Annotated in this window: 19 protein-coding genes; 4 read left to right on the forward strand and 15 right to left on the reverse strand. The window is 44.2% G+C overall.

What is annotated here, in order from left to right; genetic code table 11:
- Positions 1 to 10: 10 nt before the first annotated feature.
- A complete protein-coding gene (locus tag HMPREF9447_RS14155; RefSeq protein WP_009130409.1) occupies positions 11 to 1111 on the forward strand; it encodes an Mrp/NBP35 family ATP-binding protein in 1101 nt (366 codons plus the stop codon).
- An 82-nt stretch (positions 1112 to 1193) separates the two neighbouring features.
- Here the strand turns inward: HMPREF9447_RS14155 and HMPREF9447_RS14160 are convergent, their stop codons facing one another.
- The 3 genes from HMPREF9447_RS14160 to HMPREF9447_RS14170 all read right to left on the reverse strand — a co-directional run bounded on the left by HMPREF9447_RS14160 (position 1194) and on the right by HMPREF9447_RS14170 (position 5001).
- The gene (locus HMPREF9447_RS14160) at positions 1194 to 2393 is read right to left on the reverse strand and encodes a peroxiredoxin family protein (RefSeq protein ID WP_009130410.1); all 1200 of its coding nucleotides are present in this window, start codon (positions 2391 to 2393) and stop codon (positions 1194 to 1196) included.
- Positions 2394 to 2511: 118 nt separating this feature from the next.
- Positions 2512 to 4542 carry a M56 family metallopeptidase gene (locus HMPREF9447_RS14165; RefSeq protein ID WP_009130411.1) on the reverse strand — a complete coding sequence of 677 codons (2031 nt, stop codon included), beginning with the start codon at positions 4540 to 4542 and terminating at the stop codon, positions 2512 to 2514.
- Positions 4543 to 4638: 96 nt separating this feature from the next.
- A complete protein-coding gene (locus tag HMPREF9447_RS14170; RefSeq protein ID WP_009130412.1) occupies positions 4639 to 5001 on the reverse strand; it encodes a BlaI/MecI/CopY family transcriptional regulator in 363 nt (120 codons plus the stop codon).
- A 183-nt stretch (positions 5002 to 5184) separates the two neighbouring features.
- On the opposite strand from HMPREF9447_RS14170, the gene HMPREF9447_RS14175 reads away from it, so the two are divergent.
- Positions 5185 to 6735, forward strand: coding sequence for a Gfo/Idh/MocA family protein (locus HMPREF9447_RS14175; protein ID WP_009130413.1), 1551 nt, complete (start codon positions 5185 to 5187; stop codon positions 6733 to 6735).
- 88 nt (positions 6736 to 6823) lie between these two features.
- Here the strand turns inward: HMPREF9447_RS14175 and HMPREF9447_RS14180 are convergent, their stop codons facing one another.
- Positions 6824 to 8725 carry a TlpA family protein disulfide reductase gene (locus HMPREF9447_RS14180; RefSeq protein WP_009130414.1) on the reverse strand — a complete coding sequence of 634 codons (1902 nt, stop codon included), beginning with the start codon at positions 8723 to 8725 and terminating at the stop codon, positions 6824 to 6826.
- A 622-nt stretch (positions 8726 to 9347) separates the two neighbouring features.
- On the opposite strand from HMPREF9447_RS14180, the gene HMPREF9447_RS14185 reads away from it, so the two are divergent.
- Entirely contained in the window at positions 9348 to 10412 is a 1065-nt protein-coding gene (locus HMPREF9447_RS14185) for an SGNH/GDSL hydrolase family protein (protein ID WP_009130415.1), read from the forward strand.
- A 16-nt stretch (positions 10413 to 10428) separates the two neighbouring features.
- A complete protein-coding gene (locus tag HMPREF9447_RS14190) occupies positions 10429 to 12711 on the forward strand; it encodes a GH92 family glycosyl hydrolase (RefSeq protein WP_009130416.1) in 2283 nt (760 codons plus the stop codon).
- On the opposite strand, the gene HMPREF9447_RS14195 is transcribed toward HMPREF9447_RS14190, so the two are convergent.
- The 11 genes from HMPREF9447_RS14195 to HMPREF9447_RS29270 form a co-directional block, all read right to left on the reverse strand.
- Positions 12708 to 13943, reverse strand: a complete 1236-nt coding sequence (locus tag HMPREF9447_RS14195; RefSeq protein ID WP_009130417.1) for an ABC transporter permease — start codon at positions 13941 to 13943, stop codon at positions 12708 to 12710. The two genes, HMPREF9447_RS14190 and HMPREF9447_RS14195, sit on opposite strands and share 4 nt — an antisense overlap.
- A complete protein-coding gene (locus HMPREF9447_RS14200) occupies positions 13943 to 15121 on the reverse strand; it encodes an ABC transporter permease (protein ID WP_009130418.1) in 1179 nt (392 codons plus the stop codon). Before HMPREF9447_RS14200 ends, HMPREF9447_RS14195 begins: the two co-directional genes overlap by 1 nt.
- 32 nt (positions 15122 to 15153) lie before the next feature.
- Positions 15154 to 16140, reverse strand: a complete 987-nt coding sequence (locus tag HMPREF9447_RS14205) for an HlyD family secretion protein (RefSeq protein WP_009130419.1) — start codon at positions 16138 to 16140, stop codon at positions 15154 to 15156.
- Between the two features lie 14 nt (positions 16141 to 16154).
- Complete coding sequence (locus HMPREF9447_RS14210; protein ID WP_009130420.1) at positions 16155 to 17642, reverse strand: TolC family protein; 1488 nt, start codon at positions 17640 to 17642, stop codon at positions 16155 to 16157.
- Positions 17643 to 17761: 119 nt separating this feature from the next.
- Positions 17762 to 18634, reverse strand: coding sequence for a hypothetical protein (locus HMPREF9447_RS14215; RefSeq protein ID WP_009130421.1), 873 nt, complete (start codon positions 18632 to 18634; stop codon positions 17762 to 17764).
- Positions 18635 to 18643: 9 nt separating this feature from the next.
- Complete coding sequence (locus HMPREF9447_RS14220) at positions 18644 to 19765, reverse strand: nucleotidyltransferase domain-containing protein (protein WP_148374832.1); 1122 nt, start codon at positions 19763 to 19765, stop codon at positions 18644 to 18646.
- A 104-nt stretch (positions 19766 to 19869) separates the two neighbouring features.
- The gene (locus HMPREF9447_RS14225; protein ID WP_009130423.1) at positions 19870 to 20742 is read right to left on the reverse strand and encodes a phosphoenolpyruvate carboxykinase (ATP); all 873 of its coding nucleotides are present in this window, start codon (positions 20740 to 20742) and stop codon (positions 19870 to 19872) included.
- A gap of 5 nt (positions 20743 to 20747) precedes the next feature.
- Complete coding sequence (locus tag HMPREF9447_RS14230; protein WP_044138198.1) at positions 20748 to 22427, reverse strand: ABC transporter ATP-binding protein; 1680 nt, start codon at positions 22425 to 22427, stop codon at positions 20748 to 20750.
- A complete protein-coding gene (locus HMPREF9447_RS14235; protein ID WP_052315201.1) occupies positions 22420 to 23622 on the reverse strand; it encodes a Wzz/FepE/Etk N-terminal domain-containing protein in 1203 nt (400 codons plus the stop codon). The genes HMPREF9447_RS14230 and HMPREF9447_RS14235 overlap by 8 nt, the downstream gene beginning before the upstream one ends.
- A 172-nt stretch (positions 23623 to 23794) precedes the next feature.
- A complete protein-coding gene (locus HMPREF9447_RS14240; protein ID WP_009130426.1) occupies positions 23795 to 26266 on the reverse strand; it encodes a leucine-rich repeat domain-containing protein in 2472 nt (823 codons plus the stop codon).
- A gap of 83 nt (positions 26267 to 26349) precedes the next feature.
- Positions 26350 to 26475 carry a hypothetical protein gene (locus tag HMPREF9447_RS29270; RefSeq protein ID WP_009130427.1) on the reverse strand — a complete coding sequence of 42 codons (126 nt, stop codon included), beginning with the start codon at positions 26473 to 26475 and terminating at the stop codon, positions 26350 to 26352.
- Positions 26476 to 26502: the final 27 nt, after the last annotated feature.

The following is a 26502-nucleotide window of genomic DNA, read 5'->3' on the forward strand; positions in this document are numbered from 1 at the left end:
AATTTTAATAATGACACTTTATCCTAAACTGATTTTAGATGCACTGGCAACAGTGCGATATCCCGGCACAGGAAAGAACCTCGTAGAGGCGGAGATGGTTGCCGATAATTTACGTATTGACGGGATGAAGGTTAGTTTCTCTCTGATATTCGAGAAACCGACCGATCCTTTCATGAAATCTGTGGTAAAGGCGGCAGAAGCGGCTATTCACACGTATGTGTCTAAGGACATTGAAGTTTCCATCGCTACGGAGAGTAAGCAGGCTGCACGTCCCGAACCGGGCAAGTTGCTGCCGCAAGTGAAGAATATTATTGGAATTTCTTCCGGAAAAGGAGGTGTGGGTAAATCGACGGTATCTGCCAATCTTGCGGTGTCTTTGGCAAAGCTGGGTTACAAGGTTGGGCTGCTCGATGCTGATATTTTCGGTCCGTCTATGCCGAAGATGTTCCAGGTGGAAGATGCACGCCCCTATGCAGAGAATATAGGTGGTCGTGATTTGATTATACCTGTTGAGAAATATGGCATTAAACTGCTCTCTATCGGTTTTTTTGTAGACCCTGACCAAGCAACTCTGTGGCGTGGCGGTATGGCAAGTAATGCCTTGAAGCAACTGATAGCGGATGCGAATTGGGGCGACCTCGATTATTTCCTTATCGACCTGCCTCCCGGTACAAGCGATATCCACCTGACAGTGGTTCAGACGCTTGCCTTGACAGGGGTCATCGTAGTCAGTACTCCGCAAGCCGTAGCATTGGCCGATGCTCGTAAAGGTATCAATATGTTTGTCAATGAAAAGGTAAATGTCCCTATTCTCGGTTTGGTAGAGAATATGGCTTGGTTTACGCCTGCCGAACTGCCGGAAAATAAATACTATATTTTCGGTAAAGAAGGTGCCAAGAAGCTGGCGGAGGAAATGAATGTACCTTTGCTGGGACAAATTCCTATTGTACAAAGCATCTGCGAAAGTGGCGACAAAGGTACACCGGTGGCGCTTGATGAGAATACTGTGACAGGGCGTGCTTTCCTGCAATTAGCGGCAAGCATGGTTCGCCAGGTAGATAAACGGAATGTGGAAATGGCACCGACGGAAGTGGTGAAGATGCAGAAATAAGAGTATCTTTTGCGATTAATAAAGAAAACAGTAGACTGAGAATTAGTGGCTCAATCTACTGTTTTTTTATTGGGGCATGTTTCTATAATAATTCCGTTATAGCGTCCATAATTTCTTTGTCTGTTCTTTCGTTGCCATAACCTCTGATAACTTTTCTGATAATGTGATGTTCGTCCAGTATGAAGAAGAAGGGAGCAGCATTCCCTGTTTGATAGTCTTTGATTACTTGGTCGTTTGCATTCAGAATAGTGTAATTGAGTTTTTTATTATTTGCATAAACTTGAATGGAATGTTCTTTTCGGCTCCAGCCTTCTATTGCTATAAGGTCGAAATCTTCATTACTGAATTTGCCTTTCAATTCTTTCAGGAAGGGAACGGCAGCCTGACAGGCACCACAGCCTATTCCGGTAAAGTTGATTAGCAACACTTTGCTTTTTAAGTTGGCAAGTGATACCGGATTGCCATTGGAGTCATTTAAAGTCCATTCCGGCGCTAGTTGACCTGTAAGGTCGGGTATTGAATTAGGCTTCTGGTTACCATAGCGATATGGTTCAATAGTATATTCTTTTGGATAATAATCAGACATATTGAAATCTTGGATGGATAACCGGTTGAATTCTACGGTTGTGATAGTTTTAGCGGATATACTGTGCGACATCTCCCTCCGTGCTTTATAAGGTAGGTTGTTCGATTTATGTATCCATATTTCATAGATTGAAGTGGGTTCGGTGTAAAAAGGTGTCTCCGGCATGTGATAGGCTTTACCGAAGAATTCCACTTGTGTATCCTCTTCAATAACCAATCTGAAAAAGTAATCGTCACCTTTATCCTGTAAGTCAACAGTTATATTATCCTTCGTTTGCAGAGCATATTTAATAATGTTTTTTGTATAATTATAAAATGGTGGCTCCACTAATCTGAAAGGGAGTGGTCGGGCGGTAAAGTCGTCTTCTACAATTGCTTTGTCATCATCATATATCAATACTCTTTTGTTTCCATTATAGCAGAAGTCCATTTTATCCATGTCCTTCGTTTCGAAAGATGCATAACTTGCTCCAATGGTACTATCTTTCGGATTGTTATATTCATTGATATAACGAGAATAAGTGAATATTGGAACTGTATCACCAGGTTGCCAGGATTCATTAAAACTCGTGTAGCTTGCTGACTCTACCTTTTCGAGGTTATTGAGTACTTTCTGTAGATACTCCTTTTTGTTTTCTTGGGCGTTGCCTGCGTTGATTGTGAATAAGAAGGATAATAGAACAAGTAGCTTTTTCATGGTATAAGAATTTAATGATTATCTGCATCCTGCCCCTGATATCGGAATAAACGATCAGGGGTAGGACTTGCGGATAATCTATTGTGTAAGAGAGAATTTTTCTCTGATTATGATTTCCTTATTGTAACTTGAATTCAATAGGGAATGTGTATCTCACATTGACAGCCTTTCCTCTCTGCATGCCCGGTTGCCATTTAGGCATGTTTGAAGTCACACGAATTGCTTCTGCGTCCAGTGAAGGGTCTACACTTTTACTTATTTTCGGATTTGTAACGTTGCCATTTGAGTCGATGATAACTTGTACAATTACTTGTCCTTGTGCTCCTGCTTTTTGTGCCGCTACCGGATATTTAATGTTTTTGGACAGATACCGCATCAGTCCTTCCATACCACCGGCAAATGAAGGCATTTGTTCTACGACTTCAAAAACCACATCTTCTTCTACTGGTGATTTTTCCTGGCTTGCATAACCTACTACGACTATTGACTCATCAATCTTCGGTACAGGTTTGAATTCTTCCTTCTTTTCATCATTTAAGCGGAACATAACAGGAACGGTATATTTCACCCGTACAGGCTTACCTCCCTGTGTACCGGGTTTCCAATGTGGCATTGCACTGATAACGCGCACTGCTTCACCGTCCAATTCAGGGTCTACTCCACGGAGAATTCCTATGTTGGAGATGCTTCCATCCGTATTTACAATAAATTGTACAGTAACGCGTCCTTGTGTACCATTCTTCTGTGCATTCACCGGATATCTGATGTTTTTCGATAAGAATTGCATCATTCCTGACATTCCGCCATCCGGAAATTCAGGCATTTGTTCTACTACTTCAAATACAGGATTATCCGGATCATTGGCAGGCGGATTTTGCCATTCCCTATCCATGACAATCTTCATGTTGGAGTTGCTTTCTTGGTCGACAGTGACGGGTACTCCCATCATTTTTCCATCTTTTTTCCAAATTATCACCATTTTTGCGTTTTCGAATGCTTTGAAAGAAAAGTTACCGTTCTTTCCCGTGACATACGATTGATCTTTTGGTAGTTTGTGGCTACCATTAATGAGGAATTCAGCACCTTCCACTGCTTTTCCGTCTTTATCCACTACTACTCCTTTGTAAGTCACAAGCTTGTCTTTATCCTGTTGCGGTGTCGGTGTTTCCAGCGGTGCCGTTTCAGTAGCAACTTCCATATCCGGCGCCGTTGTATCCGGCGTCAGATTATCTTCCACAGCCTCTATGACATCTCTGGCAACTTCTTTCGTGGTGCGTGCCACGGCTTCGATGTTGCTGATAATCATAAGTAAGGCTGCCAAGGGGAGAAACATAAGATACTTAGTTCTCCCTATTTCTCGGGTTCTCTTTTTGTTCATCATTTTGATGCGTTTTTTTAAGGGTAATACATTAAAACTGTTATAGATAGTTGCTGCAGCCTTATGATGGGATAATCCTAACAGATGATACTGATAGGCTTTAGAATCATGCCCGGTTTCCAATACACGGTTGTCCGCCAGATATTCCAGATTGGTGCGGATTTCCCGTTTCATGAGCCAGGCAAAGGGATTGAACCAGCAGAATACGCATACGCTTTCACTGACAAGTACATCAATGGAATGCCATTGATTGGCATGGGTTTGCTCGTGAATTAATATTTCGCTTAGTTCATCTTTGGTGTGCGAATCCGGATGAATGAATATCCAGTGAAAGAAAGAAAAAGGTCCGCCCGCTTGTTTGAGCAGATGTACATTGGTATTTTCAATTCGTGTTTTCCGACAGCGGAAAGCCAGCCGGATAATACCTGCAAGTTGTATGAGGAGGCGGATAGCTAACAAGGCTACTCCTCCCCAATAGATGAAACCCGCCGTTTGGAGCAAAAGCGTTTTCCAGTCGAAAGTGGCTTGTTCCGGTGTAAAGGTGAGTTCCGGTAAAACGATGTCGGCATACAAATCTGCCATTGCTACCATGGGCTCCTGCTCTGTAATCCATGCCTGTATATTCAGTAGCGGATAGACGGCAGATACGGCAAAGAAGCAGAGTAATGCTACCCTGCGCCACGTGAAGAACGTGTCTTTATAGAAAAACAGCCGGTAGAACGCATAAAACAGCGCAATGGCTACGTTGATTTTTAGAAAATAGGCCAACATATCAATTTATAATTTATGAATTATGTATTTCTTGATTTATGAAAAGTTCCCCCTTATTTCGGATGATATAAATCATAAATCAAAAATCATAAATCTTCATTCTTTTCCTTTTTCAATCATATCAATTATATCTTTCAGGTCATTGGTCGAAATTTTTTGCTCTTTGGCAAAGAAAGAAACCATTTCCTTGTATGAATTCTCAAAATAGTTATGCACGAAGCCACTCATGAAAGTACGTTTGTACTCGCTTTCACGAATGGCAGGCGTGTATTGATACGTATTTCCTACACGGGCGGCTGTGACATACTTTTTGCGTTCTAGGTTTTTAACGATGGACGCTACTGTTGTGTAAGGAGGTGCCGGTTTGGGATATTTGGCAACAATGTCTTTTACGAAGCAACTACCCAGTTCCCAGATGTAGATCATTACTTCTTCTTCTTGTATTGTTAATTTTTCCATGGAAATAAAGTATTAAAATGAATTCAATGCAAAGCTACGAAAAGTTCGTAATAAAGCAACGGGCAGTGAGTTAATTAATCTAAACTATTGCAGCGTATGTGACATTTATTCCCACAGTGATGTATTTTTGTAGTCCTATATATTGTAATACAATACAAACTTAATACTTTAAATTTAATAGTTATGAGGATTTTGAAATCATTGTTATTGGGTATGTGTGTCGCTTTGTGTGCATGCACTTCTCAGAATTCTACTGTGCAGACTAATGATAAGGGAACTCAGTGGGAGTGGAAGAATGGAACCATTGTAGTGAAAACTCCTGAGCGTCCGGCTGGGCAGCAAAGTGTAATCGGGCTGACTGCTCCGAAGATGGAAGTAGTTCGTGTAGGGTTTGTTGGTTTGGGTATGCGTGGTCCCGGAGCTGTGGAACGCTTCACTCACATCCCCGGTACGCAGATTGTGGCCCTTTGCGATTATGAGCAATCGCGTGCTGAGAACTGCCAGAAATATCTGGAGAAAGCATCCTTGCCTAAAGCCGCCGTTTATTCCGGAGAAAAAGGATATGAAGAACTTTGCAAACGTGATGATATAGATCTTGTTTATATTGCTACCGATTGGCTGCATCACTTTCCCGTAGCTATGTGTGCTATGGAAAATGGAAAGCATGTGGCAATAGAGGTGCCCTCTGCCATGAATCTTCAGGAGTGCTGGGACTTGATTAATATGAGCGAAAAGACCCGCAAGCACTGCATGATACTGGAAAACTGTTGCTATGACTGGTTTGAAATGAATACGCTGAATATGGCCCAGCAAGGCGTATTTGGTGAAATTATCCGCGGACAGGGGGCTTATATCCACGAACTGAGCCCGTTTTGGGATCATTACTGGAAAGATGGTGAGAACGATAAGTTGGGATGGCGTTTGGATTACAACAAGAAGCACCGTGGGGATGTATATGCTACGCATGGTCTTGGTCCTGTGGCACAAGCGTTTGATATTCATCGTGGCGACCGTATGGTGACTCTGGTGGCTATGGATACGAAGTCCGTTGTAGGTAAAGATTTGGTAGAAAAGAGAACCGGAGAGGCATGCGATAATTTTCGCAACGGTGACCATACTACTACCCTGATCCGTACTGCAAATGGAAAAGTAATTGAGATACAGCATAATGTGATGACGCCGCAGCCCTATAACCGTTTGTATCAACTAACCGGTACCAAAGGGTTTGCAAATAAGTATCCGATTGAGGGATATGCCCTTGATTCCAAACAACTGGCTGCTTCGGGCGTAGAACCGCAAGTTGACAATCTGAATACGCATAGTTTCCTGCCGAAGGAAGAGATGCAGGCGCTTGTAGATAAATTCCAGCATCCGATATTAAAGAAATACGGTGAGATGGCTAAAGAAGTAGGAGGTCATGGAGGTATGGACTTTATTATGGATAGCCGATTGGTGTATTGTTTGCAGAATGGCTTGCCTTTAGATTTGGATGTGTATGACCTAGCTGAATGGTGCTGTCTGGCCGAACTGGGTGAGCTTTCTATGGATAACAATTGTGCCGCTGTAGAGTTTCCTGACTTTACCCGTGGCGAATGGAATGTTGTGAAAGGCTATAAGTTTGCCTATGCAAGTCCCGAAGAAGAAAAAGAGACTATGGACAAAGCTAAGGCAATTACAAGTAAATTGAAGGAACAGGGAGCCAAAGAGTGGCAAGTGGAACTGGATAAGAAATAAGCTAAATGCAACTGCCCATCATTTCCACGAAAATGATGGGCAGTGTTTGTTTTATCAACTTCACCTTGTGCAGGTTTACTCTCTTTTCTTATTTAGCGGCAACCTTTAGAAGTTCCTCCTTCATGGTGTTCACACCGGGGAAACCTACTTGCCTGTATTTTACATTTCCTTCGCGGTCTATAATAAGATAGGTGGGAACACCTGAAATATTGAAACTCTTACCCAGATAGTTCCATTGAGCAGCCGTCACACGGTAGTGTTCACCATGAATATCAGGAATCATATTCTCCCAGGTCTTCAACGGAGAAGTTTCGCCGGTGATGTACAGATATACGATGTCCTTGTCTTTCAGTTCTTCCTTCATGGGTACCATCTCTTTGTTGGCCATGCGGCATGGACCGCACCAAGTAGCCCAGAAATCAACCAGTAACACTTTGCCACTGAATTTGCTGATGATGGAGGCAAAAAGATCCTCGTCGCTGACCTCTCCGGCCTCATTAACGGTGAAACCCGTCTTTTTCTTATTAGCTTCAATCCTTGCCAGTAAATCATCGTTGGCAGCAATCACCATATTGCGGTAGGCGGTGGGCAGGGTAGCAAGAGTTGCCTTTTGCTCTTCGGTTAGCGGTGTGAAGTCTTTGATACCCCGGTAGAGAGGAATGGTTCGGGCAATATCAAAGAAGATGCCGCTGTCGGTTCCCCATGCTTTGGCAAAGTCTTCACTTCGGCTGTAATAGACTGCTATGACGTTTACGTATTGGCTGGACAAGGTTGTTTGCGGAATATTCAGTAGTGCAAAATCAGCATTGGGAATATAGTCGTCGGGTACTTGTCTGGCAAGTTCCTGAAAATACTTTTGTGCTTCTTCCCGTTTCAATTGATTAGCCTCGATGGCAGCCGATGTCAGTGAATTAGCTGCTGAACGTAATAATCCGATGGTAGACAGCTTATTGTTGTTCGTGAGCAACTGGCGTGTTGCCGGACTGCAGGAGAGTTTGTCTATTTCTGCTTGCACTTCCTCAGAAATTTTAACTATACGTTCTTTATACGCATCTATACCTATTCCGGCAAACTCCTTTATATTCTTATACACTTTCTGTTGTATGTTCGTATCAGGCATATCCCGGTTCAATTCTTGCGCTATGGCAGCCAACGGACCGTTCACGTATATGATTTCTCCGTAAGGTTTTCCCTCTTTGTGGAATTTGGAGTTGCGACGGGAAATTTCACGCAAGTTGATGTATACTTCTGTGGTTTGTCCCGGTTCCATGAAAATCTGGAGTGGACTGCTACCGGACATGTATATCGTACATGGCGTGCTGCTTGTCAATGGCACTTCTTTGCTGAAACTTCCATCCGACTGAATATCTATCAGGATTTCCGACAGGTCACCTTTGGCACTTTCCCATGCCACCAGGGTGATTGGCGACGGCATGCCGGGGTAGAAGTCCAGCAACTTACCTTTCAGAACGGCTTTACCGTATCCGACGACTGGTTCAGGTAATTCAGCTTTCATATCCGCCTTATGTACAACGGCTTCTTTGGGCAGTATCAGCTTCGGCAGGTTCTTGCCTTTCAGTTGTATCCCCCAAATGCTGAAACCGTTTTCTATGTCGGCTCCTTCGGTGAAGTCTACGGAAGTAACCGAGTCGGGGAGGGGAGGAAATACTAATTGAAATTCTGCTTCACCCGATTCCGGCATCCAGAATTCTTTGTCCGGTGTGATGCCTATGCCCGAACGCAATGGATAAGTTTCTCCGTTATTGTCTTTCAGATAACTTCCTGCGGCAATCTTTATCCAGTTCTTAGGCCGATATTTGGCGTAGATGTGCAGGATGGTAGCCGTATCGCTAATCTCGACTTTGCTGACTTCGATAGAAGTGGTGCTGCTTACGATGAACGGAGGCTGTTCTATCACTTTGTTTTTAGCTTGAATAGTGCAGCATATGCATAGCAACAAACTGCTGAGTAATAAATTGAGTCGTTTCATAATATGTAGTTTTTTGTTCAAAGTTACGAATCTTTCGTAAAGGAGCAACCTTTTGTTGGTTAATTGATGCAAAAGTGAAAAGAAATGAATCAAATGATAATTTAGCGCAGCCTAAGCCTGAAAGGCTTTCAGCCTTGAGCTGCGCAATAATCGCCTCTTCTATTCATAACCGCTACAGAAACATTCTATTCCGCTTCCAGAAGGTTGTTGTTTCAGCCTTCAGCCATTCATTTTTTTTCTTGTATTGTTTTGCTGATGGAGGTTACAGGATGAAGAACCTGCGTAAATGCTTGCTTCTGAGGGTTTCACTCCCTTTGTTTTGTTTTAAAGATACTGTTCTGTATGTATTGATATATAAGTGGTTGCAGTTTCCTATAGCCAGGAAACTCTCGTTTCTATGCTTAGGAACGCTCGTTTCCAAGCCTTAGAAACTCCAGTTCCCATAAGAGGAAACTGTAGTTTCCTACCGTGGAAACTGTAGTTCCCTACTGCGTGAACGCTCGTTCCCCTTCGTGGGAACTGATACGAATGTAGTATACAACCCCGTTTGTTAATTGATGCAAAACCAATGGGATTTGTTATTTTTCAGTGTACCTTTGGCTTATCTTAATATCTACTAATCATGAGAACCAGACTTTTTATTGTAGGATTGTTGCTGACCATGTCAGCCAATTCCCAAATCCTCTATCACGATGCTTCTGCTTTTCCTCTTTTGGGTAAAGCTACAGATGCCACACTTACCCGTTATGAACGCCTTCCGGATTCTTTGGAACACATTTCCCGTAAACCTCTCTGGGATTTAGGACGGAACAGTGCCGGACTTGCCCTGCGCTTCCGCTCCAACTCCACTTGCATTGCGGCAAAGTGGGAAGTCCGGAATAATATGAGTATGAATCACATGACGCCCACAGGTATCAAGGGACTCGATCTTTACTGCCTGCAAGATGGTAAGTGGGTATTTGCCGGCAGCGGACGTCCGCAAGGCAAAACCAACGAAGCCACAATGGTAAAAAACATGGTCCCCGAAGAACGTGAATATCTTTTATACCTTTCTTTGTATGACGGGGTCACTTCGTTGGCTATCGGAGTAGATAGTCTTTCAATGATTGAACAGCCGGCTGTCGACTTGCCGGTACGTAAGAAACCGGTAGTTTTCTATGGAACCAGTATTTTGCAAGGTGGCTGTGCATCTCGCCCCGGTATGGCTCACACCAATATTCTGGAACGCTGGCTTAATCGTGAATGTATCAATTTAGGTTTTAGTGGCAATGCTTTGCTCGATTTGGAAATAGCTGAGGTATTAGCTTCCGTTGATGCTTCTATGTTTATTCTGGACTTTTTGCCTAACGCTACGGTGGAACAGATGAAAGAGCGTGCGGAGAAATTTTATTCTATTGTTCGTGCCAAGCATCCTGATACCCCTATTCTCTTTGTAGAAGATCCTATTTTTCCTCACTCCCGCTTCGATAAAAAAGTTGCGCAGGAAGTGAAGCATAAGAATGAAACAATCGCAGCTATTTTTCAGTCGCTGAAGAAACAAGGTGATAAGAATATCTACTTTCTTTCTTCCAAAGATATCATCGGCCATGATGGTGAAGCAACCGTCGATGGCGTCCATTTTACAGATTTGGGCTTTATGCGCTATGCAGAAATTTTGTATCCATTAATTAAGAAACATATTCGATAACTCTTTATTTGTGCAAATGAAACAAGGCAGATTTTTGGTGTCAGTTTTACTAATCTCGCTTTCTTTCTGCGGCTATGCTCAGAAAGAACCGGTAGATTATGTCAATACGATTATTGGTGCTTCAACTTCGGCTGAGGCTGGAAAATCCGGTCATGGCTTGGGCAAAACGTTTCCGGGTAGTTGTACCCCTTTTGGATTGGTACAACTGAGTCCGGATACTAAAACCGGAGGTGATAATGGTCCCGGATATTCGTGGCATCACTCAACGATCGAAGGATTCAGTTTCACACATTTAAGCGGCATTGGCTGGTATGGTGATTTGGGCAATTTTTTGGTAATGCCCACTACCGGGCCGTTGCATACTTTCAAAGGAACCGATAATAAACCGGAGGAAGGTTACCGTTCCAGATATTCTCATGATACGGAGATTACGCAAGCGGGATACTACTCTGTACAGTTGCAAGACTACCGGATTAAGGTGGAACTGACATCCGCACCCCGTTCAGGAATCCTGCGTTTCACTTATCCTGAATCGGAGACATCGCGTATTCAGATAGATCTGGCCCGTAGGATAGGCGGTACTTCTGATGAGCAATATGTAGAAAAGGTGAATGAATACACAATCCGGGGCTGGATGAAATGCACACCTGCCTGTGGAGGTTGGGGAAACGGTTCCGGACAAGCAGACTACACTGTTTATTTCTATTGCTGTTTCGACCGCCCGTTAGCGGAATACGGCGTTTGGAGTGCCTCTATCCCCGATGGTATCAGCAGAAAGAATGATGCAAATGACAATCCTGTCTATTTTAATTATATAAGAGATGCGCAGATATTGAAAGCTCCTGAAAAAGTACAAGGAAAGCATTTAGGCTTTTATACGGAGTTTCCCACACAGAAGGGCGACCAGGTCCTGCTGAAATGCGGCATCTCATTTGTCAGCATGGAAGGGGCGCAGCGTAACTTGGAACAGGATATTCCGGATTGGGACTTTGAACGGATAAGAATGGCTACGCGGGAGTTATGGAATCAAGCTTTATCCTCCGTAAAAGTAGAAGGAGCTGAGAGGGATAAAACCATCTTTTATACATCTTTGTATCACACAATGATTGATCCGCGCTGTTTCTCCGACTGTGACGGTCAGTATGTGGGGGCGGACAAGAAAATTCATAGGACAGGGAACTTTACCTATCGTACGGTTTTTAGTGGCTGGGATGTGTTCCGCAGCCAGTTTCCTCTGCAAACGTTAATCAATCCCCGTTTGGTGAATGATGAAATAAACTCTTTGATTCAGATAGCCCAATTAAGTGGAAAAGAATATTATCCGCGTTGGGAAGTTGTGAATGCATATTCCGGTTGTATGCTAGGCAACCCGGCCATATCTGTGCTGGCAGATGCTTATGAAAAAGGTATACGGGAGTATGATGTGCAGAAAGCGGTGGAATATGCTGCCAATACTCAGGAGCATTTTGGGAATGGAGATTTGGGTTATACTCCCGGCAGTCTTTCCCATACGCTGGAATATGCTTATACGGACTGGTGTCTGGGACAACTTATGCATTCTTTGGGTAAGAAGAAGGAAGCGGCTGAATATGAAAAGAGGGCGGGAGCTTATCGGAATGTCTGGAATGATAGTGTGAAATGGTTTTGTACACGTGTGAAAGGAGGCGGTTGGCTGCCTTGGCGTGGCCGTACAGTACAGGACCAGGGCACAACGGAAAGTAACCCTTTCCAGCAAGGCTGGTTTGTTCCTCATGATATAGAAGGAATGAAGGCTTTGATGGGCGGACAGGAAAAGTTCGATGCAGAGCTGGAAGAGTTCTTTGCCAATGTTCCGGAAGACTTTTTGTGGAACGACTATTATAACCATCCCAATGAACCTAATCATCATGTACCATTTCTCTTCAATTATTCTTCTCGTCCGTGGCTGACGCAGAAGTGGACCAGGAAGATTTGTGATAAAGCCTATGGAGATGATGTACTGGGACTATGTGGAAACGAAGACGTGGGACAGATGTCGGCATGGTATGTATTGGCAGCTATGGGCATCCATCCGGTGTGTCCGGGTAATCCGCGTTATGAGATTACCAGTCCTGTCTTCCATGCGGTTGAAATCAATTTGGACACACACTTTTATTCCGGCAAAAACTTCAAAATCGTAGCACATAATAATTCACCGGAGAATATCTATATTCGTTCCGTGTCCTTGAATGGCAAAAAGTTGAACCACTTATGGATAACGCATGATGAGATTGTGAAAGGCGGTGTCCTGGAATTTGAAATGGGGGCAGAGCCGATTTAGTGCTTGCCTTTGTATTCCTTATATTTCTCGATCACATGCTTCCGGCTTTGAATTATTTGCCAGCGATATACCCAACAGGTTGTCAGGAAATAGATACCTGTCTGTATCCATAAAGCCCTGTATTCAAAAGCTACTTCGTTGAGACTGGCTCCCATGCTATTGATACGTACAAAGCCGTTGATACCGAAAGTTGATGGGAAGATATACGAAAAATATCTCCAGAAATCAGGCATTGCCGCTCCCGGCCAGGAAATGCCGGAAAGGAATAACAAGGGCACAGATGTGAATACGAATATCAACATACACGTCTCCCGGTTGCGTATGGCAATCGAGGCTGTCATGGCAAAGAAGATACAAGCAGCCAGGTAGGGTAGCAGGAAAAGAGTCAGTACTCCCGGCTGTCCTATCTGGATGAGGTTGAACAAACGTGGCACTACACAAAGCACATAGACTGACACAAGAGCATATACCATAAAGTAGCTCAAACCTTTGCCGAAAACAATGCGTAGCGTACCGTTGTAATGCCGGTTGATGGGCACCAAGTCCTTGAAACGATTGTTTTCGCGTGCAGTTCCGGCGGAAAGTCCGATACCGAGCAATAAAGTTTGCTGGATAATCAGTATCAATACAGCAGGTATCAGGAAGGCAGCAAAGCCGTTTGTCGGGTTGAAAAGGGTGACGTCTTCATATCTTATCGGATATACAGTGATTTCGTCCTGACGGTTGGTGCTATTGCCTGCCCGTTGTATCTTTATGTCGGCATTCATATCCAGAGATACACTTGTATTGGTGTTCAGCAGAGATTTATAATAAAGCAATCCGCTCATATCACAGAACAGACTGACTTGTGTTTGCTTCCCCTGGGCTATATCGTTGCTGAACTCAGCAGGTATATAGATGATGCCATAAGCCAGACGATCTTTCAGCATTAGCTTGGCTTCTTCCATATCCGCGCAATATGCCACAATCTTTACCTCCGGGCTAGCATCCACTTTGCGCAGATATTCGCGGCTCAATGCACTGCGGGAATTATCCACCACTACGGCAGGGACTTCACGTATCGTTTCGTTTGTATAAATGAAAGCATAAATCAGCGGATATACCAACGGAACAAGCACAAAGAAGATGAGCACACCCTGATCGCGGAAGGTTGTGCGGAATTCCCGTATCCAGATATAGAATAAATCGTGGATACCTTGTACTACTTTCTGTTTGAACGTCAGATGTTTCATTAGGGCACGTATTTATAATAAATCAGCGCTTCCTTGAGACGATGAACGATGAAGAAAGGAAGCATCATGAAAATAAGTAATGCCACATAGTTCATCCATGAATAAATCATCGGATAACCATTCAATGCCTGATCTACATAAATCAGGAAATAGTGGCGTAGCGGGAACAAATTAGCCAATCCTTGCAATACGGGATGCATGGCCATGGCAGGGAATGACAGTCCGCACATGGAGAACGAAAGTACTCCCCAAAGAGATGCAAAACTTAATCCCAGACGTAGAGTAGGCAACGTACCTATCATGAGTACACCCATGCCTTGCGAAGCCAACACCAGACAGAGGGTGGCAAGCAACATCGGCATGATTCCACTGTTACAGGGGAAATGCAGGAAACCGTATAGGTATACATTATACAGTATGCCCATCAGGAAAAAGATAGCCGTATGGGGCAGCAGTTTTCCGGCAAGGGAGATATAGATGGAATTATTTCCCATGCGCAGCCACTCGCGAGCCGTGCGGTCTTTTATTTCCACACCGATGGAATAAACTGTTATCATAAAAATCAGCAACATCAGTACACCCGGTGCGAAGGTGTTGCACAGGTATACGGAGTAGTTCAGCCACGGATTGTTTAGCGGGTGTGTCTCGATGATGATGGGTTGCAGAAATGCCATAGCCTGGTCCTCGGTAGCACCTTTGGCATACAGGCTGGTGCGTGCGGCAGCTCCCGATGCCAGCTCGCTCATCATCTTCATGTCTTTATAGAGCAGGGAACCGGCAATGAGCAGCGTGTTGTTGGTGTAGAATGATACAGTCGGCTGCCGTTGGGATTGTGCTTTGGAGGTGGTGCCTTGCGGAATGTAATAGAAGCCGTAAATCTCCCCCTTCTGCATGGCGGTGCGTGCTTCGTTAATGGTGGGATAATGGGCCACCACGGCGGTCTGTTCAAAAGCATCCAGGTTGCGCACCAACTGGCGTGAAGTGGACGTCATGTCCTGGTCCACCACCCCTACGGGCATATTTACAGGAAGCCCCGAGTCCATCAGCGTAGTGAAGAACACATAGCAGAACAATGGCGCTATCACCATGCAAAACAAGTATAGCGGTCGTGAAACGAGCCGACGGCCTTCCCGTTTCATGACGTTCCACAAAGCTATGTATTTCTTATCTCGTACCATCCCCTTATTTATCACTTATCACTAATCTCTAATCACTTCTTAAGTATCACCGACATTCCCGGCCGCAACCCTTCCATCTTCTCCTGTGGCAGTGCTTTCACCTCGAAAGTCTTCAGGTCAAACTGTCCGGTTGTTTTCGTAGCTTTCCATGCTGCATATGTGCCGAGGTCCTTCATGTAGTTCACTTTCAATCGGATATTCTTATCCAGTGCCGGGACAAAAGCCTCAAATTCCGTACCCATGGTCAAACCTTGCAATAAATCTTCGCGGACATTAAACGTTACCCACATATCATCTAATATGGCGACATTCATAATCGGCGCACCGGTTCCTACCAATTCACCTACTTTCGGGAAGATTTCCGAAACCTCTCCCGCAGTCTGTGCTATCAGATAAGTTTCTTTGATATAAGACTCCACTTCAGCAACAGCCCCTTTTGCACGGTCCACCATGGCAGCTGCAGCAGCCTTGTCTTCACGTTCAGCACCGTTCTTGGCCATGTCATACTGGGATTTGGCAGCCTTTTCGGTAGCCACGGCAGCATCTCGTTGCGCTGTAACTTCGTCCAGCTTTTGTGCAGACATTACTCCCTGATCGGCAAGGTTCTTCACACGCTTGTAAGATTTCTCAGCTATGGCAAGTCCTGCCTTGGCTTTTTGCCACATTTCAAACGCAGCCTGCACCTGTTCGTGGCGGGCACCTTTCAGAGCTTTGTCATTCTGTGCCTGTGCAGCAGCTTCCGCGGCACGCGCCTGTTCCAGTTTCGCTAATACATCCGGAGCTTCCAGTATGGCAAGTGTATCTCCGGCCTGCACACTTTGTCCCTCCTTCACACGAAATTCCAGAATACGTCCCGGTACTTTACTCGATACCCGGTATTCCGTGACTTCAGCCTGACCCTGTACGATTTCCGGTCCTTTGCGCAACATGAAGAAACCGACTATGGCTACGATGGCAATGACGCCAGTCAGCGTTAAGAACGCCAGTAGCATGTTACTGTTTTGTGATTTGGTATCCATCTATTTTTTTATTTTTAATTCTCAATTTTTAATTTCCCCAACGCTCTCTTCAAATAAATGTCAGTCAGCTTCACGTCAATCTGTGCATCTATCTTTTCCGATTGAGCTGAAAGCCAAGCTGTATGTGCCTCGAGCACGTTGCTGGCAGCTATGACTCCTTCTTCAAATCCGAGGGTAGCATAACGCAGGTTCTCGTCCGCTTTTTCCAGGTTCTTTTCCGCCATAGCCAGCTTCTTGGCAGCTTCGTTTACTTTGAAAACCGACTGGTTGACTTGAAGTTCTATCTTTTCTTTAGCATTGTCAAGTTGATATTGAGCGATGCGGGCTTCCGATTTGGCAGCTTTTACCTTGTACATACCTTCACCCCAATGCCAGATGGGCACTTGCAACACGACGCCCACGTTCCACATTCCTTTGAACTTCTTTTCAAAACCGTTGAAGACGGAAGGGTTCGTCATCATATAGCTACCCATTAAAGCCAGTGACGGCATATATTCGGAGCGGGTGACGTTTATCTTTTGCTTATAGATTTCGGTTGCGAGTTCCAGACTGCGCACTTCCGGGCGCGTGGCATACACCGTATTCAAATCGACTCCGTTAGCTGCTACCGGACTGGGACCAAGGTCATCTTTCTGTTCATCTTTCAGCGTGATAGGTGAGGAGAGATCCAGACCGCATAATTGGCATAGTAGCATTCTGGATAGACTCAATCCATCTTCCACCTTGGTCAATGTCATTTCTGCTTCATTCACTTTTACTTTAACCGAAAGCCCGTCTGCTTTAGTAGCAACACCTTCGGCAATCATTTTGTCTACATCACTTTCCAGTTTCTGCAATAACTGAAGGTAGCCTTCTGCCAACTTCTTTTTACTGGCAAGCGATACCACTTGCCAGTAAGCCTGGTCGGTACTGAGGATTACATCTTGCAGACCGCTACCGTGTTGCTGACGTGCCAGTTCCTCGGCATATTTGGTGATTTTGTTGTAAGCGCGTATCTTGCCACCCATATACAAAGGTTGGGTCAGCGTGAGTGCGCCGGCATACATGTTACGGGTATCTGTGCGGAATGCATCAACGAGGGAATTTCCAAGTCCATTCAGTGGAGTGGCGACATCGACGTTGCCCAATGCCTGAATCAACGCCATAAACTGCGGATTTTGTGTCAACTCGGGATGCTGGGTCAATATGCCCTGTATACCGTTTTGCATGGCGCCGCTCACTTGGGTTCCCATGGAACCTAAAGCACCTTTCTGGGCATCGCTCAGCAATGAGATTTCTTTTTGGGTACGCATATATCCACCGGTGGCGGAAATGTCGGGGAGGTAATTGGTAAACGCTGCTTTTCTCTGATAATGCGCAGAGTTTATTTTCTCCTGGCTTATCAGTAGTTCTTTGTTATTGGCAATTGCCAATGCACGGCAACTATCGAGGCTTAAAACCTCTTGCGCACCGACTGAGAAGGTCAGACATACCAACCAAATGAAACAGAAGAACTTTCTCATCGTGTCTATACATTAATTAAGGTGATTAAAAAGTTGTTTGTAATGCAACAATAATTGCATAAACAACGATGCAAATGTATAGGCTTTCGATGAAACCTCAAAATATTTTAAACTTTTTTTTAGTCCAATGCAAATGATTGTGAGCCGATGAGTGTTCCATCCGCAAAAAGATCCACTCGATAAGTGCCTGCATACAGGTATTCTTCCACATTCCAGTACACAGTTATGTTTTGTTCTTCCCCGTTGTATTCAATGTACTTTTTAATGGAGTATCCCAACTCGCGGTTTTCATAAGGGAATGTATTGGCAGGATTTTTGGTCAATACATCATTGTCCGGCTTAGTGATGCGTACGTAGATGGTGCGCTCGCCTGTTTCGGCTGTGATATTCTTGACGATGGTGAATCCTATCTTGAACTTCACTACATCTTTCACCTTTTTGGCTATTTTATCCCGTTTGTTCACGGCTTGTATGTTGATATTTGTAGCGTCCAGTTGTGCGGCAAGGGTCACTTTTTTGTTCAGGTTCTTTTTTTCTTCCGATAGATTGCTGATTTGGCGGGAAGCATCGTTATACTTCTGTGTAACCTGAGCAATGACTTCTTTCTGATGGGCGGTGAGTCGGTTCAGTGAGTCTATCTGGTTGATGTAGCCTATCATGACCTTACGCAGAGTGGCAAGTTCGTTTTTCAGGCGGCGTATTTCGCTGGCGTTACTGCTTTTCACAGTGCGCAATTCTTCCAGCAGACGTTGGGTCTTTGTCTGTTCCTGTTCCAGTAAAATAGACAGGGAATCATTGGAAACAGTCAGTTTCAACTCATCATATTGTTGTGCAAAGTTGGTATATTCATTCTCCAGGTCTTCCTTTTCCAGTTGAAATTCCTGTACCAGTTCTTTGTTGGTTTGCTTTTCCGAGATTAATAAAACGGTGAGTCCTACTAACAATAGAACTAGTAGGGTTCCTATGACGATTAGAGACTTATTCTTTTTCATATTTCCTGATTAAATTCTGTTCAACAATTTATTCCATTGCACCTGGGCGGAGTGAACGGCAAGCATAAGGGGGTACCAACGTGCTTCGGCCGGTGCCAAGGCTCCGAATTCCCGGCATCGCTGACCGGCTCGGGTGAAAGTATACCATTTCCCACGCCAATATCCTTTGGGGCGTTGCTTGCGCTTTTGGTCAAACTTCCCGAAGTTGCCTCCTTGCCAGATGTCATTAAGTAACCATTCACCGGTTTTTATATCTTTCTCGGTGTAGGGTATGGGCAGCTCTTCTATGGGGAGTCCCAAATAATTGACGGCTACCACTCCGAAGATTTTGGCTGCTTTGCTTAATCCCCATTCCTGCAAAAGCTTGGCGGTTTCTTTGAGGTCGATCTCTTCTCGCCGTGCATGGAGTATATTGGCCCAGTCGCATACTTGGCGGAGCCCGATTCCTTCATTAAGGAAATGTAGTGCAGAGTGCATTAGTACGTAGGCTGCATCGAATGATAGGGGAGGGAGAGTTACCGGGTAACCTTCAATTTCCAGATTCCGGCAAGCAGAGGTGCCATGCCATCGGGCTATCTCTTGCTGGAAACTCCGGTCGGAGGAGGGAGAACTGAGTCGGGAGAGCACGCGGTGATTCTCTATATCCACGCCGTGCCAGTGTATGCACGTGTGTTTATGATTCTCTTCATGTTCGCTGGTCGATTCTTGCCTTAGCAACTTATTGGCCTTTTCGTAGTTTTTGGGGCCTATATATAAATCAATGTCCCCGCATTGGCGATGCAGGGGATTCCGGTAATTTAGTGCTACTCCTTGTCCTTTCAGTAGGACCGGCTCTATCTGGTTGGCACGATAGAGCGTAAACACTTTAGCGATTTCCTGATTCAGGATGTGATTGTTTTCTTCTACTTGCAGCACCGTGTTACACCACTTCAGGTAAAGGTCACGTTTGGGACGCAGTTCTTGCGGCAGAGTTTGCATGCCATCGAAGGCAATGCCCAGTAGAGCTTGCACTTTGGCAGATTGGTACAATTGTTGCCAATCAGTTTGTATATCAAATAAGGTAACATCTGCAGTTGTACCCCATAGGCCTGATTGCACAAGTGCGAAAAACTGTTTTTGTATAAGAGTCATATTATCTGCTGGATTCACTGTTTTCTTTTCCGGGGCAAAGATAATGCAAACCAAGGGCATAAAAAATGAACTTGTTCATTTTTTATGCCGTGTGCAGGTTATTTTCACTTTTTATCTTTTTCGCATATGCCAAATATTGTTTCATAAGAAAGCCGGGCAGCCGCTGCATTGGGCAGACAAGCCAGATGATAAACCGGCACAGTGGAAAGCAAGATACTCAGGACTCCACTGATAGAATCATACAGTTCATCGCTGTAGGCGAAGTCAGGCGGACACGAGGGATGAAGCGCGGCATATCCCTGGGCTATACTGAGTCTTTTTATCTGGTTATAAGGGGCTTGGGACAATCGTACGCATGCTGCCAGCGGATAACTCTCATTCTTATAGCAAGGTGTCTTTCCACTCCACGGGCTACCATACACCCATGGCTTCCCGTCAATGATACGAATAATGGGACTGTCGTCATTCAGTAGAACGGCTCCTTCTATATGTTCCCGCCACAGGCGGGTGTGTGTACTTTTGCCTGTGCCGCTTTCTCCCAAAAAAAGAATCGCTTTCCCTTTGCATACAATGGTACTGGTATGAATTGCCACAGTTTCAAGAGGTGCCGTTGCTACTCCATAAGCAATCCAGCAGGCAAACCGAAGTAACCGCAGGTTATAATTACCCTTAAAACTGACTATCCGCTTGCTTTCGTCCAGCCACATTTCAAGTGTCCCACCCTCAGGAGGTGCCATCACGAAGAGGAATCCGCCATTATAACGACCAAAGTGACTGACAATACCGTCTATTTCATCCGCATACAGCATCTCCTTGAATGTGGGTGCTCCTCCGAAAGATTCTATAAAGTGACAAAGGGGTTCACCGTCTGCCGCCACCTTAAATGGAGTGAAGCCCGTCAATGCCCTTACTGCTGTAACCAGTCTGCCTCCTTCTATCCGGATACGGTGTCCGGCTATCAAATAATCCTGTTCCATTTTTCTTATTCCTTATTGTTATATACTATTTCGCAAGTGTCCAGATCGAATATCCGGTCACAGAAAGCCAGCGAGCTTTCCCGGTGAGCTATGATAACCAGTGTTAACTCCCGATGCTGTGACGAAAGAGCCTCCAAGGCATGGTTGATTTCCTGTTCAGTCTTGTTGTCCAAAGCCGACGTAGCTTCATCAAAAAACAGCACTTCCGCTTCTTTGTAAAGTGCCCGTGCAATGCCGATTCGCTGTTTCTGCCCGCCGGATAACCGGCTGCCGTATTCACCCAACGGGGTGTCCAATCCTTGGGGCAGTTCATCAGCCCATTCTTTAAGTTGTACTTGTTTCAATACCTGTATCACTTTCCTTCGGTCAGCTTGTGGTTGCCCCAGTGCAACGTTGTCGGCAAGTGTACCTTCTATGATGAATATCTCCTGCGGCACATATCCTACGAGTTTATGCCATTCACTACGGTTAGCAACAGTCAGTTCTCGTCCGTCTATAAGTATCTTGCCGGATGTAGGGGGGAAGAATCCGAGCATCAGATTAAAGATGGTTGATTTTCCTGCACCGCTTGCTCCACGTATTCCGATACGTTCACCGCAACGGATACTTAAATTCAGACCATTGAACAACGTGTATCCGTCGGGGAAAGCGAAGCCGAGTCCGTGTAATTCAAGCGTATGCCCGAATGTAAACGATGTTCCTTCCGGTGTATCCTCTTCCTGGTGTCGATAACCTTGCGCATTTTGCCGTGGTTCATCGCTTATGCCTTCTTCCACGACTGTTATGGTATGCGAAGCATTCTGAAGCGTCACCCAACTGTTCAATATACTTCTTACTGCAGGAATCAGTCTAAAGGCTGCTACTGCAAATACACCGCTTATCAATCCCAAATCACCGCTTCCCGTGCCAATCAGCAATGCCAGTCCGCCCACTATGGCTATTTCCGAGAGGAATGACGGAAATAACTGGTACACTTCCATCCGTAAGCGACTGCGGATAATAAGTTCCAATCCCTGGTCGAAAGAAGCAAGCGAAGTATGAAAAGCTTGCGCAATTTCCAGTTCTGCATACCCACGGAAAGCCTCCACCACCGTGCGGCTTTGCTTGCGGCGTGCTTCCAATTCCTCCATGCCATAACGGCGCAGACGCTTCCGTACCAAACCCACATACAGAGCAGCCAGAGGAAAAAAGGAAGCACAGAGCAAGAGTCCGGCAAGCGGTTCCCAGATAACAAGAGCGGATACCATCAGCAGCACCAGCACAGCTTCTCCTGCTATACGAAAGACCGGAGCCAGCACACACGAACTGAATGTATAACAGACATAATTTACCTCGTGTCCCAGTTGTACGCTACTCTTCCCTTTCAGAAAAAGCAGTCCGCGATGATAGTAATTGGCAAACATCCGGCGGCTGAATTCACGATAAATTTCCAATTGATAGCTGCTTTGTACACGTGCCAGAAGTACTACCAACGTGTTTTTTAACAATACAAATAGCAACACGGCTCCACACAACGCCAGCATCCTTCCCCGTCCACCATCCTGTTTCACCACCACCAGCAGTATCGGCACCAGTGCCGCCACTCCGGCAAAGTCGAGGACGGCACGTAGCAATACCGAAAAGGCCACCCATATACTGCGTTTACGTTGCCCTTCCGGCAACATCTGAACTATTCTTTTAATCATCTGTCATTTGACTGCTTACTTTCTCCCGCTTACAATCTTTACTTTTCTGTCTCATTGTTCTTATAAAGTCCTTCACAAACAATATCCAGCTTACACTTCCTGCCCCGGCCAGCAAGACGCATTCCAAAAGTATTATCATCTTCCGGGGCTTCGACGGAGCGAGAGGAACTATCGCAGGCTGAATAACCGCCAATACGGGAATAACCTTTTCCACTTTTGCCTGGGCAGCCTGTACTTGCAGTTCCGTCCGGTTATAAGCTGACAAAGCCAGCTTCATTTCATTCTGCAACCTTGCCAACTCGGCGCGCGAAGCCATCCCCACTAATCCCCGATTGGCATCCGCGTACTGGGTATATTCCTCCTGGGCGGCACGAAACTCCGCCTGCGCCTTATTGCGGAGTTCTTCGTTATATGCCAGGATTCGACGCGCCTTGCCCGTCCTGTATGCCGTTACATATTCCTTCAGGTGTGCCAGCACGGTGTCCACCACGATGGTGGCTACTAGTGGGTCTTGCATGGTGACAGACAAGGTAATGGTCCTTCTCCTATTCTTATTCTTATTTATATCAATACCGATTCTTGAAGCTATAGCTGCCGCCATACCTGCTTCTTCACGGGTCAATCGGAAAATATCAATTTTTCGAGATGCTTCTTCTGTTTTCGGTTTCTCACTGAGCAGAGACATACCCCAGCCCATCAACTTGGATGGCGCCGACGTGACGGCACTCCACCACGGGCTTTTCTGTCGTTCTTTCAGATACTGCGAGAGGGGTATTGCGGTACTGTCTTTCTGCTCACGAACCTCGACATCGAAAAGCTGGACTAGAAATGGTGTAGACTTGATGATATCAGGATACAGAAGCGAAAAAATAGCATCCCTCTCGGTAGTAGAGGAAGAGTTCATGTCAATGCCGGCCATATCAGAGAGCTCGCTTATACCTGAAGAAGTGCTTCTGCGCGAATTTTCCGGCACAATAAAAGTGCTGGCTGTATATTCTTTGGGAATGCCGGAAGCTATAACCATTCCAACTATAATTCCAATGCCACAGACTGTAAGAATCAGTTTCCGGCAATTCCATAGTTTCTTTGCCAGTTCCAGCAAATTGATTTCTTGCTCTTGAACGGATTGTTTCACGCTTTCTTCGTTTGTTATATTGCTCGCCCCCAAGTTATAATTATCACACCATGATTTCATGATCTCAACCACGCTGAATTATTTAATATATTATAAGAAAGGGGGTATGTCAATCTGTATGACATCCCCCTAAACTTCAATTCTATTCAGGTTTCAATAAATTCAACCCTCTACTTTATAGGGATTGTACTCCCCAATAGATAAGACATATGCCTTATCTATAATCTACTTTTTAATCAAATACTTTAACTATTGATGCGAAAGTAGCTTGGTAATACTTATCGCCAGATTTCCAAGTAAGTACATTGCCATTTACACCTTCTTGATTTCTAGATACATAAAGATTATAACCCAATGAAGTATTAGTATTTACTATGATAGGATCTCCTTCAGTACCTGCTTCCGCACCCAAAGTAGCATGGAATGCTTTTCCGTCAATGTCTGTCAATACTTTATTAAACATTATTATTGCACCAGTTTTAAGTCCTGTCAATGCACCTTCTTTAATAGTCGTTACATTCTTCAAACTCATGGTAGCCAAATTGTTTGCTCCATTAAACACATTCTTTTCGAGTGTAGCAACATCATCAATAACTACAGAAGTTAATGTTGCAACATTTTGGAATGCTCCTTCTCCGATAGTTGTGATGCCTGTAAAATCGAATGCTGTGATTGCAGTACCCTTGAACGCTTCCTTACCAATTTCCGTGATAACATTTTCAAAGTCAATAGCAGCAGTCAAATTAGTGCAGCCGGAGAAAGCTTCATCACCTACAGAGGTTATCTTATTAATATTCTCAACTTCAAAACCAGTAGTACCAGCGCCCTTGAAAGCTTTGGCTCCAATAGCCGTATTTTCATTCAAGATAACCTTTGTAAGAGCTGTTTTATTCTCTAAACTAATACTTGTATTTCCACCAATAGCACTAACTCCAGAAAGGTCTATTTCAGTCAATGCCGTTCCACTCAATAACTGGACGCAAACCATATTTTCACTCCAATCATATTTGGGCAGCAATACTTTAGTCCAAAGATTATCCATCTTATAACCAAAAGGTAGGTTTGAAAGTGAAGTCAGTGCAGGAGCATCAATCAATGTCAGACTTACTCCGGCAAAAGCATTGTCACCAATGGTAGTCAAAACTGAGGTTTTATTTTTCCCTTCAATAGTACCAATAACTAATGCTTCGTTGTCACATCCAATTGTCGTAATATTCGTAGCTCCTTCAAATGCATTTGCACCGATAGTTTCAACTTTCGGGAAATTCAGTTTATTAATCACAGTATTATCCTTGTAAGCACCTGCCGGAACAGAAGTTACCGCCAGACCATTCAGTGTAGTAAATCCAGTAAGAGAGGTAATAACCGGAGCCGTAGTAGCTGCTGTCAAAGTCAATGTAGTGATATTACTACCTTTAGTTACATTTTCCAGATTTGTTCCCAAATCAGCAGCAGGATTGGCCAATGTCAAATTAGTGATTCCTGTGTAGTTCTCTTTCAAATCTGCAAGCTGACTAGCTGACAATGGAACATCAGAGGTGAAAGTCGTAATAGTTGATGCCGCTGTACTCGTACCAGGAAAATTTCCTTCTTCTAATGTAGGCATATTCTTATTAACAATCATAGTAGTACCTAAAACGACATAGTCCTGTGCTGTGAGGTCAAGTTCTATCGTATAGAAATTATTAGCCAGCCATGACCTATTAGACGATTTCGCTAAAGGAATTGTTCCATACTCAAATTCAAACTTAACAGTGTAGTTTTCCAAGTCAGAACGCTTCACAGGAAGAATTTGCATGAAGGCATAGTAATCATCACTCCATTCAAGACCACTATTGCTTTGGTTTAGAGTCAACGTCACTTTTTTTGTTCCATTACCATCAGAAAGAACCCATTCTCCATCCGTTTTTTTAGCAATATCCACCTTACCAGTAGCATCATCCCAAGCGATATCATTTGTAGTCAATTCTACTTCAATACTCACTAATTTTCCATAAGTATCAACATTATATCCTTTGGTATTGAATACCAAACAGGAGAAAGCACGTTCGAAAGACAAATTTAAACTTTCACCTACAGCCAAATCGGCAGAATTTATACCACCTATAGTGTCAGCTACCATTACAAAGTTGCCAAATGGTGCTTTTTTGCTTGGTTGATCTTGAGTATTGAAGGCAGCCACTGCCAATTTCATTGTTTCTACATTTTCGTCAGTAGATTCGTAAATCAAATCTGTATTCCCTAGAGAAGCTTTATTTGTACGGAACACTCGGAAAGCTGCTTTCTTGTCTTCTTTAAAAGTCAAAAGACTCGCGGGTTCTTTGGCTGTAAAGTAACCGGATCTACCTGTGCGCGTAGCTTTATATGTAGCAATATCAGTACCCAAATTTTTAGCGGTAACCTCTGAACTAGCACCTCTTGTTGCGCCCGTAAATCCATTCCACAAGGTTATATCACCAGCACCATTCTTTTCTACGCCAAAATAAGCAATAGAGATTTCGTCAATTTCAGCATTCCAATAAGACTTAAATTTACCATCTGCCGGATCTTTATTAATGTCACCACGTGTAATGGCATCATCAATGATACCGAAGGTAATACCTTCACTTTCTACTTTAGGTGTTGTAATGTCAAGCAATTCCTCGTTGGCGCAACCGGCAAAGATGAGAGCCGCGCTGGCCAGTGTGAATAATTCTTTTTTCATTTCTTTTTTTATTTAATTAAATAATTTCTTTGTAGCTTTAGTACACTTATTCCTTGTTTAAGAATTAATGCTTTAACTGTTGGCTATGCATCTTCTGTATCACCGTCGTTAAAATCTCCGCTACTTGCGAATCCTTTTTCTACAACCACTTCCAGAACTTCCACTTCCGGAGCTTCATACTTCATTTCCTTTTCTACTTTCATAATCATAAAATTTAATTGTTAGTAATATTAAAA

It is taken from the genome of Bacteroides oleiciplenus YIT 12058, from assembly GCF_000315485.1.
Taxonomy (GTDB): Bacteria; Bacteroidota; Bacteroidia; order Bacteroidales; family Bacteroidaceae; genus Bacteroides; species Bacteroides oleiciplenus.